Here is a 17,993-nt window from a genome sequence, read left to right on the forward strand (position 1 = left end):
CCGCCACCCACACCCGAGCCCGTCGAGTGCTGGGTAGGCGTCGTCTCCGGGCGCCAGCGACGACGAGTCCCCAGCACTCAGGGGAGCGGGGTGACGTCGAGGCGGACGATGCGGCGGCGGGCGACGTCGGTCACGGTGAGACGGCGGTCGTCGACGTCGACGTGGTCGCCCACCGTCGCCAGCCGGCCGAGCTGCGCGACGACGTACCCGGCGACCGTCTCGTAGGGACCGTCGGGCAGCTCGACGCCGGTGCGCCGCGCGAACTCCTCGATCGTCTGGCCGGCGTCGACGCTCGTCGCGGTGCCGTGCTCGCGCGCCGGGGAGGGCTCGTCGGGGTCGTACTCGTCGCGGATGTCGCCCACGAGCTCCTCGACGAGGTCCTCGAGCGTGACGATCCCGTCGGTCCCGCCGTACTCGTCCACGACGACGGCGATGTGCACGCCCTCGCGGCGCATCTGCGACATCGCGGGGAGCACGGTGTTCGTCGCGGGCAGGGCGAGGATCGGGCGGACGACGTCGCGCACCGCGAGGGCGCGCCCCGTCACCGGGTCGGTGGCCGGGTGGTCGGGGCAGTCGCGCCCGAGGAGGTCGCGGACGTGGAGGAACCCGACGACGTCGTCGAAGTCGTCCCCGGTCACGGGGTAGCGCGAGTACGGGCCCGCCGCGACGGTCTCCGCGGCGTCGGCGAGCGTCGTGTCGGCGCGCAGGAACGCGACCTCGCCGCGCGGGGTCATGGCCTCGGCGAGCGACCGGTCGCCCGCCTGGAACACGTCGTCGAGGATGCGGCGCTCGTCCTCCGGCAGCGACTCGTGCGCGAGCACGATCTCGCGCAGCTCCTCCTCGCTCATCTCCTCGCTGCGCGCCGACGGGTCGCCGCCGAGCAGGCGCACGACGCCGTCGGTCGAGCGCGACAGCAGCCAGATGACGGGCCGCATGAGGGTCGCGAACCGGTCGAGCGGCGGCGCGACGACGAGCGCGACCCCCGCCGAGCGCTGGAGCGCGATGCGCTTGGGCACGAGCTCCCCGAGCACGAGCGAGAGGTACGCGATGACGAGCGTCAGCCCGACGAGCGCGACCGTGTCCGCGAGCCCGCTCGACAGCCCGAGGCTCTCGAGCGACGGCGCGAGGTCAGGGGCGAGCGTCGAGGCGCCGTACGCGGCCGAGAAGAACCCCGCGACGGTGACGCCGATCTGCACGGCGGCGAGGAACCGGTTGGGGTCGCGCGCGACGGCCGCGACCCGCGCGCCGCGCGCGGACTGCTTCTCGAGCCGTGCGACCTGGCTCTCGCGCAGCGAGACGAGCGCGATCTCGGTGCCGGCGAACACACCGCCGACGAGGATGAAGAGCAGCACGAGGCCGATGTTGGCCCAGGTACCGGAGTCCATGCTCCATCCAAGCAGGCCGCCCGGCCCGACGTGGGATCAGCGGTCGGTGGGGCTCCGGCCGGGGTCCGTGGGCTCGGGGTCGGTCGGCTCGGGATCGGCCTGGTCTGCATCGGCCGGGGCGGAGCCCTGCGGCTCGGCCGCCGGTGCGGCGGCCCCGGTCGCCGTCCCGGCCGTCGCGTCGTCGGTCGCGTCGGTCGTGCCCTCGGCGGTGGCCGGCTCGGCGTGCTTGCGGCGCGGGACGACGTGCGCCACGAGGACGACGACGCCACCCACGACGATGCCGACGACCGCCGAGCACGCCGTGTTGACGAGCCAGCCGAGGAACCCGCCCACGCCCGCGACGCCGGTGACCGCGTGCTCGAGGTGGTGCACGACGTCGTACGGGCCGTGCCAGCCGAGGTCGTAGGCGCCCTGGAGCAGGATGTGGCCACCGACCCAGAGCATCGCGATGATGCCGACGAACGAGATGACGGACATGACCTTGGGCATCGCGCCGACGAGCCCGCGACCGAACGACTGGACCCAGGGTGTGTCGCGCCGCGCGAGGTGCAGGCCGATGTCGTCCATCTTCACGATGAGCCCCACGACCCCGTACACGAGGACCGTGATGAGCACCGCGACGATCACGAGGATGATCAGGCGCGACCAGAAGGCCTCCGAGGCGACCTCGTTGAGCGCGATGACCATGATCTCCGCGCTGAGGATGAAGTCGGTGCGCACCGCGCTCGACACCACGGAGTCCTCGTCGACGGCCTTCTTCTCGGCCTTCGTCTCGACCTCGGCGTGGTGCCTGCCCGAGACGAGCTCCCACACCTTCTCGGCGCCCTCGAACGCGAGGTACGTCCCGCCGAGCATGAGCAGCGGCGTGAGCAGCTGGGGCAGGAACTGGCTCAGCAGCAGGATCGCCGGGAGGATGAACAGCAGCTTGTTGCGCAGCGACCCCGTGGCGATGCGCTTAACGACCGGCAGCTCGCGCTTCGCGGCGAGGCCTTCGACGTAGCGCGGCGTGACGGCGGTGTCGTCGATGACGACGCCCGTCGCCTTGGCGCTCGCGCGCCCGGCGGCGGCGCCGACGTCGTCGATCGACGCGGCGGCGAGCTTGGCGAACGCCGCGATGTCGTCCAGGAGGGCAGCGAGTCCGAAGGCCATGGGGAGGTGCTCCGTGCGCCGGCCCGCGTCGCCGCGCACGGGCCCGCTGGTCGAGTGGACGCGGCGGCAGCATCGTAGCGAGTGCGGGCCCCGCGGCGTCGCGCTCGCCCACCGTCGCCCGGCGGCGCCCGGCACGGGGTCGGCGCCCGGTCCCGTCGGGACGCGGGCGCCGACCGTGCTCAGCGCGCCGTGGGGCGGGTCACGACGTTCACGAGGTGCGGCGCGCGCACGACGACGCGCACGACCTCGCGCCCGGCAGTCGCCCGCGCGACGCCGGTCGACGCGAGCGCGAGGTCGTGCAGCGTGCGCTCGTCGACGTCCGCGGGCACCCGCACCCGGCCGCGGACCTTCCCGTCGACCTGGACGACCGCCTCGACCTCGTCGGCGACGAGGAGCGCCGGGTCCGCGACGGGCCAGGTCGCGTCGGCGACCGAGGGATCGCGGCCCAGCCGGTGCCAGGCCTCCTCGGCGGTGTGCGGGGCGAACAGGCTCAGCAGCACCGCGACGACCTCGGCAGCCTCGCGCACGGCCGCCCGGTGCGGCGCGTCGGGCTCGCCCGGCGCCGGGCCCGCGTCGGACGCCCGCCGCGCGGCGGTGACGAGCTCCATGACGCGCGCGACGACCACGTTGAACCGGCTCCGGCCGAGCAGGTCCTCCGCCTCGTGCACGGTCGTGTGGGTCGCACGGCGCAGGTCGTGCGCGCGCGACCCGGGCGCCACCCCGGCGAGCGAGGCGTCGTGGGTCGCCGCGCCCGACCGTGCGCCCGGCCCGACGACCGAGCCTCCGGCCGGCCCGACGACCGAGCCTCCGGCCGACCCCACGGCCGGGCCGACGGCGTCGGCCAGCCGCAGCACGCGCGCGCAGAAGCGTCGCATGGCGCCGGGGTCGACGTCCGCCCAGTCCACGTCGTCCTCGGGCGGCCCCGCGAACACCATCGCGAGGCGGACCGCGTCGGCGCCGTGCCGGTCGAGCTGCTCGCCCAGGTCGACGCCGTTGCCGAGCGACTTGCTCATCGCCCGACCACCGTTGAGGACCTGCCCCTGGTTGAGCAGCGTCGCGAACGGCTCGACGACGTCCACCCAGCCCTCGTCGTGCAGGAACTTCGTGACGAACCTGCTGTACAGCAGGTGCAGGATCGCGTGCTCGACGCCGCCCACGTACTGCGCCGCGGGCATCCACCGCCGCGCGTCCCCGGGCCGGAACGGGGCGTCGCCGGGCGGGCCGTCGTCGCCCGGCGAGCAGTACCGCAGGAAGTACCAGGACGAGTCGACGAACGTGTCGAGCGTGTCCGGGTCCCGCTCCGCGTCCGCGCCGCAGCGCGGGCACGGCACGCGCCGCCACGCGGCGGCGGCGGGCGACGCGAGGGGGGAGCGCCCGCGGGGGAGCAGGTCGTCGCCGGCCAGGTCCGGCAGCCGCACGGGCAGCTCGTCGTCGGGGACCGGCACGACGCCGCACGCCGGGCAGTGCACGACCGGCACCGGGGCGCCCCAGTAGCGCTGGCGCGAGACCAGCCAGTCCCGCAGCCGGTACGACGTCGCGCGCTCGCCCGCGCCGTCGGCCTCCAGCCGTGTGATCGCGTCGTCGACGTCGGGCCACGTCTCGCCCGACCCCGCGGGCAGGCCGTGGGCGGCGGCGAAGCGCGCGTCGCGGTCGTCGTGTACGGGTACGCCCATGACCGCGCCCGTCCCGTAGCCGGGCAGCACGTGGTCTGCCGCCCAGACGGGCAGCCGCTCGTCCGTCACCGGGTGGCGCACCCACGCACCCAGGAACGTCCCGGCGCTCGTGCGCTGCGCGTTCGTCCGCTCGATCTCCCCGGAGGCCAGCGCGGCCTCCCGGTGCCGCGCGAGCGCCTCCGCGTGCTCCGGCGCGCACAGCACCGCCGCGAGCGGTCCGTCCGGCGCGACGGCGACGAACGTCGCGCCGGGCAGGGTGTCGGGGCGCGTCGTGAACACCTCGACGTGCTTGGGGCGTGCGCCCGGCCCGGGCGAGGCGCTCGCGGCGGCGCGGGGGCCGCTGTCGGGCACGACCGCGAAGCGCACGCGCGCGCCCGTGCTGCGCCCGATCCAGTTCCGCTGCATCGTCAGGACGCGGGCGGGCCACGCGCCCTCGAGCGCGTCCATGTCGTCGAGCAGCCGGTCGGCGTACGCGGTGACGCGCACGAACCACTGCGTGAGCTCGCGCTGCACGACGGCCGCCCCGCACCGCTCGCACCGCCCGCCCACGACCTGCTCGTTGGCGAGCACCGTCCGGTCCGCGGGGCACCAGTTCACGGGGGCCGTGGTGCGGTAGGCGAGGCCGCGCTCCAGCAGCCGCAGGAACAGCCACTGCGTCCAGCGGTAGTACTCCGGGCGGTGGGTCTCCAGGCGTCGCGACCAGTCGAACGACACGCCGTACCGGTGCGCCGTCGCGGCCTGCGTCGCGATGTTGGTCTCGGTGAAGACCGCGGGGTTCTCGCCTCGGCGGATCGCCGCGTTCTCGGCGGGGAGCCCGAACGAGTCCCAGCCGATCGGGTTGAGCACGTCGTACCCGCGCAGGCGCCAGTACCGCGCGACGACGTCCTCCAGGGCGAACACCTCGGCGTGACCCATGTGCAGGTCGCCCGAGGGGTACGGGAACATCGTCAGCAGGTAGCGGCGCGGTCGCGCGCCGTCGTCGCGCGCGCGGAACGTCCCGTGCTCGGCCCAGTGCCGCTGCCAGCGGTCCTCGATCTCGCGGGTCGACGGGGGAGACGGGGGTACGGAGGGTTGGGGTGGGTGTGCGGCGTCCACGGGGAGGCTCCTCGAGAAGGTGGGCTTCGTCGTCGGGCACTCGCCCGGTCCGTGGGGACGCGCGGGCATCGCCGCGCTGAGCGTGCCCGCCCGGCGGGCTCAGCGCGGCCGGCGAAGGAGGAGCCGCAGGTGTCGCATCCCGGACATCGTGACCTGCCCGACGGCGCAGGGTCAACCCTCCCGGGCCCGCGGGTGTGGCGGACGTCGCCCGCGCGGGCGCGCCACGGCCGATCCCGCGCCATTAGGCTGGACGCCATGGCATCCCACTACGACGTCGTCGTCCTCGGTGCAGGTCCCGGTGGTTACGTGGCCGCGATCCGTGCAGCCCAGCTGGGCCTGTCGGTCGCGGTCGTGGAGGAGAAGTACTGGGGTGGGGTGTGCCTCAACGTGGGCTGCATCCCGTCCAAGGCGCTCCTGCGCAACGCCGAGCTCGCGCACATCTTCCAGCACGACGCGAAGACCTTCGGCATCTCCGGAGAGGTCAGCTTCGACTTCGGCGCGGCGTTCGACCGCTCGCGCACCGTCGCGGAGGGGCGCGTCAAGGGCGTGCACTTCCTCATGAAGAAGAACAAGATCACCGAGTACGACGGCCGCGGCACGTTCCGCGACGCGCACACGCTCGACGTGAAGCTCGCCGACGGCTCGACCGACCAGGTGACGTTCGACAACGTCATCATCGCGACCGGCTCGAAGGTGCGCCTGCTCCCGGGCGTCGAGCTGTCCGAGAACGTCGTCACGTACGAGAAGCAGATCCTCACGCGCGACCTGCCCCGCTCCATCGCCATCGTCGGCGCCGGCGCGATCGGCATGGAGTTCGCCTACGTCCTCAAGAACTACGGCGTGGACGTGACGATCATCGAGTTCCTCGACCGCGCGCTGCCCAACGAGGACGCCGACGTGTCGAAGGAGATCGCCAAGCAGTACAAGAAGCTCGGCGTCAACCTGCTCACGTCGACCGCCGTCCAGACGGTCACCGACAACGGCGCGAACGGCGTCACGGTCACCTACAAGGGCGTCAAGGACGACAAGCCGGGCGAGCTCGTCGTCGAGAAGGTCCTCATGGCCGTCGGCTTCGCGCCCAACGTCGAGGGCTTCGGCCTGGAGAACACCGGCGTCCAGCTCACCGAGCGCGGCGCCATCGCGATCGACGACGTCATGCGCACCAACGTCGAGCACATCTACGCCATCGGCGACGTCACCGCGAAGCTCATGCTCGCGCACGTCGCCGAGGCGCAGGGCGTCGTCGCGGCCGAGACCATCGGCGGCGCCGAGACCCTCACGCTCGGCGACTACCGCATGATGCCGCGCGCGACGTTCTGCCAGCCGCAGGTCGCGAGCTTCGGCCTCACCGAGCAGCAGGCGCGCGACGAGGGCTACCAGGTCAAGGTCGCGACCTTCCCGTTCATGGCGAACGGCAAGGCGCACGGCCTCGGCGACCCGGTCGGCTTCGTCAAGCTCATCTCCGACGAGACCTACGGCGAGCTGCTCGGCGGCCACCTCATCGGCCCCGACGTCTCCGAGATGCTGCCCGAGCTCACGCTCGCGCAGAAGTGGGACCTCACGGTCAACGAGGTCGCGCGCAACGTCCACACCCACCCGACGCTGTCCGAGGCCGTCCAGGAGTCGATCCACGGCCTCGCGGGGCACATGATCAACTTCTAGTTCCTCCGGCGATTCGGACACACCCGACTCGCCTGGTCAGAGGCCCGGATCTGCGAGTTCCCGCAGGTCCGGGCCTCTTTCTGTCTCTGGTTCGACGTGGACACCTGAAGACAGAAGGACCCCTGAACGTCCACCCGCTATGGCACGGGGGTGGCACGACGGGGACGACCAAGAGGTGGCGAGATGAAGGAGCCGGCGACCGCGCGGCAACGCAGGGAAGCGTGGGGGAGCCTTCGGCGCTTGCCCTCCAGGCGATGGCAGGCGCGGTACAAGGCCCTGACGCGAAGTCGTACTCCGCGCGGACCGAGGACGACAAGCCGCTGACGTTCCTCACCAAGGGGGACGCACGTGCGTGGTCGGGAGCAGCGCAGTGCGGAGCGCACACATGCCGCACAGCGTGGCAGCGCATACGCCGTCGCGGTGGGGCCGGATCGGAGGGCTGTGCAAAACCTCCCGACCCCGACGCCTGTGGACAACGAGTGCGATGACAACAATGCGAACCCCGTCGTGCACAGGCGTCCCGGCCGTGTCCCCACCGAACACCCAGGTGTGCGCACCGTGGCAGCACGCCGCCACGTCCGGGCGGCAGTTCCACCAGAGGAGGAGACCGCCGTGGCCTTTCAGCTCTCGCTCGCCCTTGCGACCGCCTACATGAACTTCTCGCAGACCTGGTTCCCCACCAACATCATCGCCAGATGGATGCGCTGGCCCGGCCACCTGCGCTACGCCTGGCCCCTGTCCATCGCCCTCTACTTCGTCTACGCCGGCATCGCCATGTGGCTCGACGGGCTACCCGCCGCCGAGACCAACGGCTGGCTCCGACTCGCGATCGTCATCGCGTCCATCGACGCGCTGAAGTTCGCCTGCGGAGTCGTCCTGTGGCCACTCATGGGCGCCTGGCGCGGGTTCCGGCGGCTGACGTCGAGGGCGGAGCGGTGACCGCCGTCGTGAAGACGGTCCGGGAGGGCCGCGCTCGCGGGCAACGCTGGAAGGGCTCGCCCGGGCGCGTCGATCCCAGCGTGTCAGTCCCTCCCCGTACTATCTCTCGCATGACCGGCATCCCCATGATCGACCTCTTCGCAGGCTGCGGTGGCATGACGCAGGGGTTCGTGGAGGAGGGCTTTGAGCCGCTTCTTGCGGTCGAGTGGGACAAGGCGGCCGCGGCGACGTACGCCGCCAACTTCGGGGACGACCACGTCATCGCCGGCGACATTGCCGAGGTGCCGACGGAGGAGATTCCGCGAGCGCGTGTCATCATCGGCGGGCCTCCGTGCCAAGGATTCAGCAACCTCGGGCTCAAGGACATCAACGATCCGCGCAACCAACTGTGGCGGGAGTACCTGCGCTTCGTGGGCGCTGCGAAGCCGGAGGTCTTCGTGATCGAGAACGTGGACCGGTTCTCGAAGAGCCCCGAGTTCCAGATGCTCCTCTCCGAGCAGGAGCATGGTGCGCTCAAGGACTACGAGATCACGCACGCGGTGCTCAACGCCGCCGACTACGGCGTTGCCCAGCGACGGAAGCGAACGATCGTCATCGGCTCCCGGATCGGCCGTATCGAGATGCCGACCCCGACACACGCGCAGAAGCCGGCGGGGGGGAGCGGGCTCAGGCCATGGCGGACGCTCCGCGACGTGATCGGCCACCTGCCCGTCGACCCTGCGTCGACCGAGCTTCCCAAGGGCGCCGACCGCAAGTGGGAGTTCAGCGGCGAACTCATGCCGGGACCGTTCTCTGAGCTCGATCTTCACATCAAGAGGAACCCGAGGCCCGAGAGCCTCCGGCGCTACTCATTCGTTCCGCCGGGCGGCGGCAGGTTCGACCTTCCGTATGAGCTCCAGCCGCGCTGCTGGCAGGACAAGCCCACCGGGACGACCGACGTCATGGGCCGAGGTCGCTGGGACGCACCGTCGGTGACGATCCGTACCGAGTTCTACAAGCCGGAGAAGGGGCAGTACTTGCACCCGCAGTGGGAGCGGGCGCGTGTCCAGGATCACGGATACGAGGGCAAGGTCCAGGGTGACCCGGTCCGCAGTGTGGATCGCGTGATCACGCACTACGAGGCATCACTCATCCAGGACTTTCCGAAGGACTTCAAGTGGGTCGGTACGAAGATCCAGATTGCTCGCCAGATCGGGAACGCCGTGCCCAGCGGGCTCGCTCGCGCGATCGCTCGCCAGATCAGGCCATTCCTGGACGTTCAAGAGCCTCCGGCGTAAGTGCCACCCACGCGTCGCCGGAGATGTCAAAGCCGCGCGACGCTGCGAGTTCGAGATCCTCTCGCCACGTCCCGCAGAGCAGGGTCAGGCCATGTCGCTCGGCGACGAGTGGCTTGGCCTGGCGGGCGCGCCGCATCGGATCGCGGTTGCCTGCGCACACGGTCTCGATCGAGGACCTCGGCACGACGATGTCGGGCAGGTAGCCGAACAGTGCCGTCAGTCGCTCCGTCTGGCCGACGCGCGGAGCGAACACGATGTCGAGCTGGGGTCGGGTGAGCCGTTTGAGCGGCTCAGGCGGGAGCGGCGTCCAGTCGAGGACTGGGAGGGCAAACGCAGCAAGTGCCGCGCTCATTACACCCCGCTTCCCATCCTTGTTGGCGCCGTCGCGCAGCCACGCGCGATGCGTCCGCATCAGGAAGGCGCGGTATCTCGCGCGCGCAGCGTCGACCTGGACGAGCAGGCAGATCTCGCACTGGCCTTCCGTCGGGATCATCCAGTTCGATCTGACTGTCGCCTTCAGTTCGACAGGGATCCCGAGGATCGTCGTGTCGAGCGGGGGTTCCTTCACCAGCTTCAGCTCGTTGAGGATTCGGTACTGCAACTTCGTGCCCACAGAGGCGCGTTCGTCCGAGTCGACGTCTGGGCTCATCAGGTCGAACCGGCCGGTCCTGGAGCCGTCGAGGACGTACTTGATGGCGTCGTCGACTGCGCGCGTGAACGCGCGCTCAACGGGCGAGGGCATCAGCCAGGCGTAGACCTGCTGGAGCTCATCGTCGTCCTCCGGGGCAACGAGAATGTGTGGCTCACGCGTCCGTCCGGGCCGCGGATCCGGTGTGCAGACGCGTCCTGGTGCAGGCAGCGTCGGTTTCGGTGCAGGATCTGTCACGTCACGGACCGTATCGGATTTGGCTTGCCGAGCGCGGGACGATGGACGTTATGAAGACGGACGCGGCGACCAGCGCCAGGATGGCGCGTGTTCGGAACCGGGACACGGCCGCCGAGATGGCGGTTCGTCGTGAGCTCCATCGACGTGGACGCCGGTACGTCGTTCAACGCGCGGTGCTCCCTGGGCGCCGTCGCGCAGACATCGTGTTCACCCGCGCGAAGGTCGCGGTCTTCATCGATGGTTGCTTCTGGCACTCGTGCCCGCAGCACGCGACACGCCCGAAGGCGAACGCAGCGTGGTGGGCAGAGAAGCTCGCCCGGAACGTCGCACGTGACCGGCAGACGGACTCGGACCTCCGCAGCGCGGGGTGGCGAGTCGTACGCGTATGGGAGCACGAGCCGGCGGTGATCGCAGCCGACATCATCGAGGCGGCCGTGACCGAGGCCCTTGCCGGCTGAGCGTGGTCGTGTCGCCGAGCACCCGTGGGTTCGCCGACTATCGTCGCCTCTGTGCCTGCCCCCTTCGCGAAGGACCTCTGTAAGTACCGAGTGAACGGAAAGCCCAACACGAGCGACGCGAGCGAGAAGCTCAGCGTCGAGATCGGCGAAGCACTGTTCGACGTGCTCGGGGTGAGCCATCGGCGCTCAGACGAGAAGGACGAGCCAACGGGTGGTCAACTCGCCAAGGCCGTGAGGGCGGACCTTCTCGAGATGTTCGCCCTCGCTGGCTCGACGGAGATCAGCGCCGAGCGCAAGCTCTTCGAGTTCGCGCAGTATCGCCACGTCGGCGTCATCCGCGACGTGAAGCCGGTCGTTCGAAGGAGTTCAGTTCCGCGTGGAAGCGTCTGACGACGCACGTGCGGAAGCGGGCGACAGGTGCGGAGGTGGCCCGCGTCGAGGCAATGATCGAGGCCGTCGAGCACTCCGTGGACGCGAGCGACGCGGCTCTCCGAAAGTTGCTCGACGAACTCGGCGACGAGTCGCTGCTCGGTCTCGATCTCACGGTCGCACGACGAACCAGCCGTGATCGGCTGCCGAACCTCGAGGTCGGCCTCTCGCTCAAGTGGTCGCTGCGAACCGACCGCGCACAGGACTGCCGCTCCCAAGGAGCGAAGATGTCTGCGCTTCGTCGTGGACGGATGCCCCACTTCGCGGTCGTCACCATGGAGCCGCGCCCGTACATGCTGAACCTCCTCGGCGGGGGGTCCGGCGACGTCGACTGTGTCTACCACCTTGACGTCCCTGCGCTCAGCGAGGCCGTCGATGCCGTCTATGGCACGACCACGCAGCGCCGTCGCGGTCGCGACCAGTTCCACCGGCTCGTCGAGCAGCGACGCATCCGCGACTACGACGACCTCGTGGCGGAGATTCGGGCGCTCCAATAGGTAGGCGCTACCGGGCTCAGGAACTGGCTGAACATACGATGCGTCCGTGCCGTTTGATGCCCCGCCGACCGAGCCGGAACACGATGCCATCGGGTCCGGCGGGCGGCTCTCCATCCTCGACTCTTCGCGGGCGCCGGCGGGCTGAGCCTGGGCTTCCATCGTGGCAGCAACCGCTACGCAACGACTCGGGCGGTCGAGTTGGACCTCGCAGCCGCCGCGACGTACGCGCAGAACTTCGGAGACGTCGTCCACGCGGGCGACATCGTCCGATGGCTCGACGAGGAGCCGACCCCCTCCGTCGACGTGGTTCTGGGTGGTCCGCCGTGCCGAGGCTTCTCGCTGATCGGGAAGCGCGACCCGCTGGATCTCCGCAACACGCTTTGGCGGCCGTACGTCGAGGTGGTCCGTCGTGCCATGCCACGAGCCTTCGTCATGGAGAACGTGCCCGCTCTCCTCCGCTCGGGCGAGTTCGCCGCATTCGTCGAGACGTTTGCGAGCGGCGACCTGGCGGACTACGAGATTCGGGCTCGGATCCTGAACGCCGCCGACTTCGGTGCCGCACAGACTCGAAAGCGCGTCATCGTGATCGGCGTCCGCCGTGATCTCGACCACCCTGGACACCCTCTGCCCGCCAGCGGTCCGCGCGCGACCGTTCGTGACGCGTTCGCCGGCATCCGTGGGTTCGCCGGGGACACTGCGTTGCCGCCCCAGAAGACGCAGTTCCGTGGGGTCTGGCGCCCCGGGGCGTTCAAGGGTCGTGACCTCCACATCACGCGCGACTGGAGCCCGCTCTACCAGCAGAGGTTTCGTTCGATCCCCTACGGCGGCAACCGCCACGACCTGCCGGATGAGCTCAGCATGGACTGATGGCGGAACAACCCTCGCAGTGCATCGGACGTTCATGGGGCGACTCGAGTGGGAGAAGCCGTCGGTCACGATCCGAACGGAGTTCTTCAAGCCCGAGAAGGGCAGGTTCACGCACCCGACCCAACACCGCGCCATCACCCACTGGGAGGCTGCACGGCTCCAAGGGTTCCCGGACGACCACCTCTGGGTGGGAGACCGCGCGCAGATAGCGCGGCAGATCGGCAATGCCGTTCCCGTCCCGCTCGGAGAGGCAGTCGGGCGCCACCTGGCTCGCGCACTCGCGTGAGCACCACCCTTTGCTCCCGCCCTCGTCATGCATCGGCCCCGCCAGCAGACGAAGCCGCTCGGAACGTCGCCCGCGACAGGGCGACAGATCGGGACCTGGTGAACGCCAGCCGGACCGTTGGCCGCATCTGGGAACACGACGACGCCGTTGCCGCAGCGGTATCGAGTCGCACGTCGCGTAGATCGAGCGCCGTTGCAGGCGCCAAGGGTGGCGCCGCCAGGACCTTTCCACTGCTCGTCCGCTCGCGTCGCGCTCGTGCCAGCGCCGTTCGCGCGGCACGTCTGCAGGGCTCTCCGGACGACTACCGCTGGGTCGCGGGGATCGATCGCAGCTCGCACGCCAGGTCGGGAACGCCGTCCCTGTGCATCTGGAAGAGGCGCGGGGTAGGCATCTTGGTCAGGTCCTGTAGGCCGCGGTCGCGCGGGGCGTGCGGGTGAAATGCCCAAATCGTGACCTGATAGCTGCTCAGCCGCCCCGTTCTTGTCGGTGCCTTCCCCTAGATTCGCAGGCAGCATGGTTGGCGCGACGGTGCGCTACGACATCGACGTTGGCAGCGGGAAGTGGCGGGAGAGCCTCGGGTGCAGGGTTGGGAACACGGTATGTCGTTGGCGAACGCGGGAGCCTGGGGGCAGGCGGATCCCGCACTGCAAGAGCAGGTGCGAGAGCGCCAGCGGATCACGATCACGAACTACACCAACGACCCAGCCCTGCTCGAAGAGCACGTCGGCATGGAAGACAACTTTCAGGCCGGCGGCTACGGTGAGCGGCAAGTCGAAGAACTCCTGCAGAACGCACTCGACCAGCTCGTTGAGCCAGGCCGCGTCGAGCTTCGCCTGAGCGACGGCGCCCTCTACTGCGCTAACGAGGGCAACCCCTTCGGAGCCGCGGGCATCAGGGCCGTGACCGGAGCGTTCCTTAGCTCCAAGCGCGACGAGAAGATCGGACGGTTCGGTCTCGGCTTCAAGTCCGTCCTCGGCGTCACCGACCACCCGCAGATCCTCAGCCGGTCGATCTCATTCGGGTTCAACGAGCCCGGGGCAGTGGAGTTGCTGTCCGCTCTCCCGTACCACCCCGCGCGCGTCCCTGCGCTGCGCGTCCCCAGCACCATCGACCCTCATGCGATTGCCGCGGAGGACCCGAACGTCGCCGAGTTGATGACCTGGGCCACAACAGTCATCCGACTTCCCCTGGTTCGGGGCGGTGGCCGCCTGCGACAGCGGCTCTTGAACTTTGACGCGCGGTACCTGCTCTTCCCAGAGAATCTGTCGGGCGTCACGATCACCGTGGGCAGTGGCGCCGATCGGATCCGTTCGGAGTTCCATCGTGCGATCGACCCGACAACTGGACTCGTGGAACTTGAGGAGAAGCGGTTCTGGCGTGTTCAGAACTCTGGGTTCGCGCAGCTCGAAACACCCGAGCAAAGCGCGACCAGCTACCGTGTGCTCCACCGGGAGCACGACGTATCGGACGAGGTCAAGGCCGACCTCCCTGGCCTCTTCCACCGTGAGCACGTCCGCGTGTCGTACGCGCTTCCCGTGGGGCAAGGTCGTCGGGGCGATGGCGAGTTCTGGGCTTGGTTCCCTTTGCAGGACCGCACGACGGCGCAGGGCATCTTCAATGCCCCATGGCAGGTCAACGACGACCGCACCTCGATGCTCGCCAGTAGCGCCCTCAATCGTGAGCTCCTCGACGTCGCTGCCGACCTCCTTATCGACGCCGCGGTGCTGGAGTCCACCCCCGAGGATCCCGCAAAACACTTTGACGTTCTCCCTGCCCGAGGCCGCGAGACTCGCTCGAACGCGGACAAGTACATGTCCGAACGGATCCCTCGTCTGGCACGCATGCACCAGCTGATTCCCACGCTGAACGGTGAGATGCGGAGCCCCGCACGGGTCCGTGCACCGTACTACTACGCGTCCAAGGAACGCTCCTACGCGTTCCCGGCGCAAGCGATCAGATCCTGGTCCGAAGCAACGGGTGCCGTCGACACGCCGCATTGGTCCTGCTACCAGAACGCAACGCGTGCGGCGCGACTCACACAACTGCTTACCGACGAGAACGGTCGCCTGTCTGCGACCCCGATCGCACCCGTCGAGTGGCTAACAGAGGCGGCGAAACCGCGAACGCTCGCCTCGGTCGGTGCAGCTCTCGACATTCTCACGATCATCGCGCGCGACAAGGGCGACGATGTCGTCGATCAGTTCCGCTGGGCCAAGGTCATTCCGCTCGCCGACGGCACGTTCGAAGCTGCCAAGGACGCTGCCAAGGTGCTCCTTCCCCTCGACGACGCTCCCACGCCGACGGGCGTGGCCCTCGTCGACGATGAGTTCTCCCGCGACCTTCTCACCCGCCGCAAGCTTCGGAGCCTGGGCGTTCAGGAGGTCTCCGCCGACCAGGTTGCGGCGGCCGTGGCGGCCTCGATTACCAGCGCGTCCAGTGACGACGACTGGGCTCACCTCTGGGGCGTTCTGGCCTTGGCTTCCGTAGCGTCCGGGACTGCAGCACTTCAGGGAATCACCAACCGCGGCCTTGCGGTACGTGTGCCCACGAAGGCGGGTGGTTGGAGGCCTGCTACGGAAGTCTTCCGTGACTCCGCGCTCGTGCCGAAGCTCCCGCGCTGGCAGGCGGACATTGTCGCGGTCGGTGGCCGCTCCGATCTCCTCCAGGTGGCGGGCTGCCTCGGCGGGCTGACCGATCGCTGGCCGGTTCACACCGGCGAGGTGTTCGCCGAGTACCGACGCGCCATGGAGAGGCAGGCAGAGAGGGCGATCTCCGAACAGTACGGTCGAACGTCCACGCCGAATCTGCGCTTCGAGGTGCGCGAGGGCCCGGGGCCGATTGACGTGCTCAAGTCGCTGGCTGACCTGGGCGATCCGGCGGCCGACGACGCACGAGCCAAGCTGACGGGCCAGCTGATCCGGCTCACGGTTAGCCCCCGGATATCGGCGAGCATCGACTTCCGAGGCGGCGAGCGGTCGAAGAAAGGCGAGTTCAAGTCGGTCGAGCGCTGGGGCGTGGAGAAGTACGGCCTCGTCCACACCTCGCAGGGGCCGAAACCGCTCAGGGCGACCCTCGGCAGGCAGCTCGCGGACTTTTCCGACTACCTCCCCGTCGCCACCGAGTCGTTTGCTGGCCAGTACGCGCTTCCGGGGCGGATCGAGGATGTCCGTGTCCCTGCCCTGGAGGAGTTCATGACCCGCACGGGCTACCGGCCGGCGCACCCCGAACTTCTCGGTGAGGTCCTCGCCGTTGCCGCCCGCGAGGACACCTTCGCGGACCCCGACATGCTCCCGGCGCTCGACATCGCGACCCACCAGGTGGAGCTCACTCCGCTGAACCGCGTCGTCGTAGCTGAGGACGATGAACTCGGCGACCTCGCCGTCCATGGACTTCGCTACATTCCCTCCGGCCCGTGGAACGACGCTCTCCGAAAGGTGTGGGGTGTTCTCGGGGTCGCCGATGTCGTAGCCCGCGTCGTGGACTGGGCAACGTCCGGCAAACAGGTGCCACTGCTCGACATCTACCCGTCGCTTGCGCGGATTGTCTCCTCGCCAGCCGCGGTCGACGAAGTGTTCGTCGCTCGATGCAGTTCGATCGTCAGGCGGACGACGAGCCCTACCGGGGTCAAAGAGCAACGGCTCAGTGGGCACCTCGACGGCAGGGTTGCGCTCGTCGACGATGAGCTGTCCGACGTCGACACGCTGCTCCAGGTGAGCCAGCTCCTGGGCCTGCGCCTCGCCCGGTCCGATGCCGAACGAGTCATTCAGAACGACGAGAAGCTCCGCACCAACAAGCTCGTTCAACGGACCCAAGCGGCGCAGCCCGAGAGCGCAAAGCTCCTCACGCTTGTCGGCCGCGACGTTCTCGCCTCGAATCTCCCGCAGGGCTTGCTCTCCGTCATCGAGGAACGACAGGGCAAGCAAGCGGACGAGGACGTCGCAGAGCTCTTCCTGACGACGTACGGCAACGACTCACTGCGTCGTCTGAGGGCTGCCATCGTTGAAACCGGACTCCCCGTGCCGCGGCGCTGGGATGGCACGTCTGAAGCCGAACACTTCGTCACGCGTTTCGGCTTCCCACGCGCATTCGCCGGCGCACGTGACAAGAAGGCACCCGCGGTCGACATCGTGCCGGGCAAGGTCGAACTCAAGGGCCTTCACGACTTCCAGGAGGACTTGCTCCAGCAGATCCGTGACCTCACGCTGACCAAGGAGGCCGACGGGAACTGCAAGCGCGGGCTCCTGTACCTCCCGACGGGCGCGGGCAAGACCCGCGTCACCACGCAGGCCATCGCTACGATGCTACGAGACGACGAACTCTCGTCTCCGGTTCTCTGGATCGCACAGTCCGAGGAACTCTGCGAGCAGGCCATCGTCTCGTGGACCGAGGTGTGGCGCGCCGTCGGCGATGAGCGTGCCCTGGAGATCACCAGGTACTGGGGTGACTACGAAGCAGACGAGTCGTTCCAGGAACTACAGGTCGCCATCGCTACCGACGCCAAGCTGGCACAGATGATCGCGAGTGACGCGAACAGGCAAGCTCACCGGTGGCTCCGTGACTCCCGGCTCGTCGTCATCGATGAAGCACACCGCGCGGGCTCTCAGCGCTACACGCAGATCCTGGAGTGGCTCGGAATCTCCCAGCGTGGTGGCACACGGACGGAACGGCCGCTTCTCGGGCTGACGGCTACTCCGTACCGCGGAACAAACGCCGACGCGAACCGGCTCTTTGCTCAGCGCTTCGGCAGTCGCCTCCTCAATGCGCTCGACGAGGAAGACCCGATCGGTCAGCTTCGTGAGATGCAGGTGCTCTCCCGAGTCGAACACCAGCTTCTCGACTCCAACATCGTCATCTCCGACCCGCCAGCAGAAGGGCGAGGCGGTAGTGCTGCCTGGGACGATGTCTCCCGCGCGATCCTCGACCGGCTCGGAGCGAACCTGGATCGAACCCAGCTCCTGGTGGACCACGTGCTTCGACAAGACACCGACTGGCCGATTCTCGTGTTCACGCCGTCGGTCGTGTCGGCGCACGTGACCGCGGCGCTCATCCGGAGCCTTGGCCGAACCGCCGAGGCCGTCGATGGGGAAATGCGGGGCCAGGAACGGCGCCGCAAGATCGAGGGCTTCAAGTCGGGCGAGACCAAGGTGCTCGTCAACTGCGACCTGCTCACGCAGGGTTTCGACGCGCCGAAGGTTCGTGCGCTGTACATCGCCCGCCCGACGTTCTCCCCGAACCGCTATGTGCAGATGGTCGGTCGGGGGCTCCGTGGTCCGCGGAACGGCGGCACGGAGGACTGCCTCGTCGTCAACGTCCGCGACACGTTCGAACAGTTCGACAAGGACCTCGCGTACACCGAGTTCGCGTTCCTCTGGGACACGACAGGAGTCTGA

At 69.3% G+C, this 17,993-nt stretch carries 13 protein-coding genes; 9 read left to right on the forward strand and 4 right to left on the reverse strand.

The genetic code is table 11. The annotated features are described in order from the left end of the window. Positions 1-77 precede the first annotated feature (77 nt). The 3 genes from ABWU78_RS00310 to ABWU78_RS00320 form a co-directional block, all read right to left on the reverse strand. Complete coding sequence (locus ABWU78_RS00310) at positions 78-1,385, reverse strand: hemolysin family protein (RefSeq protein WP_353708861.1); 1,308 nt, start codon at positions 1,383-1,385, stop codon at positions 78-80. Positions 1,386-1,421: 36 nt separating this feature from the next. Further along, positions 1,422-2,534, reverse strand: coding sequence for a DUF808 domain-containing protein (locus tag ABWU78_RS00315; protein ID WP_353708862.1), 1,113 nt, complete (start codon positions 2,532-2,534; stop codon positions 1,422-1,424). A gap of 179 nt (positions 2,535-2,713) precedes the next feature. Then, positions 2,714-5,302 carry a leucine--tRNA ligase gene (locus ABWU78_RS00320; protein WP_439157236.1) on the reverse strand — a complete coding sequence of 863 codons (2,589 nt, stop codon included), beginning with the start codon at positions 5,300-5,302 and terminating at the stop codon, positions 2,714-2,716. Between the two features lie 255 nt (positions 5,303-5,557). Between ABWU78_RS00320 and lpdA the strand changes: the two genes are divergently transcribed. From lpdA to ABWU78_RS00335, 3 genes are all read left to right on the forward strand, one after another. After that, positions 5,558-6,964 (forward strand): dihydrolipoyl dehydrogenase, encoded by a 1,407-nt coding sequence (gene lpdA / locus ABWU78_RS00325; protein ID WP_439157237.1) that lies wholly within the window; start codon positions 5,558-5,560, stop codon positions 6,962-6,964. 612 nt (positions 6,965-7,576) lie between these two features. After that, the gene (locus tag ABWU78_RS00330) at positions 7,577-7,903 is read left to right on the forward strand and encodes a hypothetical protein (protein WP_439157238.1); all 327 of its coding nucleotides are present in this window, start codon (positions 7,577-7,579) and stop codon (positions 7,901-7,903) included. Between the two features lie 110 nt (positions 7,904-8,013). After that, a complete protein-coding gene (locus tag ABWU78_RS00335; RefSeq protein WP_439157239.1) occupies positions 8,014-9,180 on the forward strand; it encodes a DNA cytosine methyltransferase in 1,167 nt (388 codons plus the stop codon). Here the strand turns inward: ABWU78_RS00335 and ABWU78_RS00340 are convergent. Beyond that, a complete protein-coding gene (locus tag ABWU78_RS00340; protein ID WP_439157240.1) occupies positions 9,143-10,066 on the reverse strand; it encodes a NaeI family type II restriction endonuclease in 924 nt (307 codons plus the stop codon). The two genes, ABWU78_RS00335 and ABWU78_RS00340, sit on opposite strands and share 38 nt — an antisense overlap. A 50-nt stretch (positions 10,067-10,116) precedes the next feature. On the opposite strand from ABWU78_RS00340, the gene ABWU78_RS00345 reads away from it, so the two are divergent. The 6 genes from ABWU78_RS00345 (at position 10,117) to ABWU78_RS00370 (ending at position 17,993) form a co-directional block, all read left to right on the forward strand. Beyond that, positions 10,117-10,524 (forward strand): very short patch repair endonuclease, encoded by a 408-nt coding sequence (locus ABWU78_RS00345; RefSeq protein ID WP_439157241.1) that lies wholly within the window; start codon positions 10,117-10,119, stop codon positions 10,522-10,524. A 51-nt stretch (positions 10,525-10,575) separates the two neighbouring features. Next, positions 10,576-10,914: a hypothetical protein gene (locus ABWU78_RS00350; protein ID WP_439157242.1), complete on the forward strand. Its 339-nt coding sequence runs from the start codon at positions 10,576-10,578 to the stop codon at positions 10,912-10,914. A gap of 35 nt (positions 10,915-10,949) precedes the next feature. After that, positions 10,950-11,450 (forward strand): NgoMIV family type II restriction endonuclease, encoded by a 501-nt coding sequence (locus tag ABWU78_RS00355; protein ID WP_439157243.1) that lies wholly within the window; start codon positions 10,950-10,952, stop codon positions 11,448-11,450. A 147-nt stretch (positions 11,451-11,597) separates the two neighbouring features. After that, the gene (locus ABWU78_RS00360) at positions 11,598-12,317 is read left to right on the forward strand and encodes a DNA cytosine methyltransferase (protein WP_439157294.1); all 720 of its coding nucleotides are present in this window, start codon (positions 11,598-11,600) and stop codon (positions 12,315-12,317) included. A gap of 34 nt (positions 12,318-12,351) precedes the next feature. After that, on the forward strand, positions 12,352-12,603 hold the full coding sequence (locus ABWU78_RS00365; protein ID WP_439157244.1) for a DNA cytosine methyltransferase: 252 nt from the start codon (positions 12,352-12,354) through the stop codon (positions 12,601-12,603). A gap of 656 nt (positions 12,604-13,259) precedes the next feature. Continuing rightward, positions 13,260-17,993 carry a sacsin N-terminal ATP-binding-like domain-containing protein gene (locus ABWU78_RS00370; RefSeq protein ID WP_439157245.1) on the forward strand — a complete coding sequence of 1,578 codons (4,734 nt, stop codon included), beginning with the start codon at positions 13,260-13,262 and terminating at the stop codon, positions 17,991-17,993.

The sequence above is a fragment of the Cellulosimicrobium sp. CpK407 genome, from assembly GCF_051844275.1.
GTDB lineage: Bacteria > Actinomycetota > Actinomycetes > Actinomycetales > Cellulomonadaceae > Cellulosimicrobium > Cellulosimicrobium cellulans_G.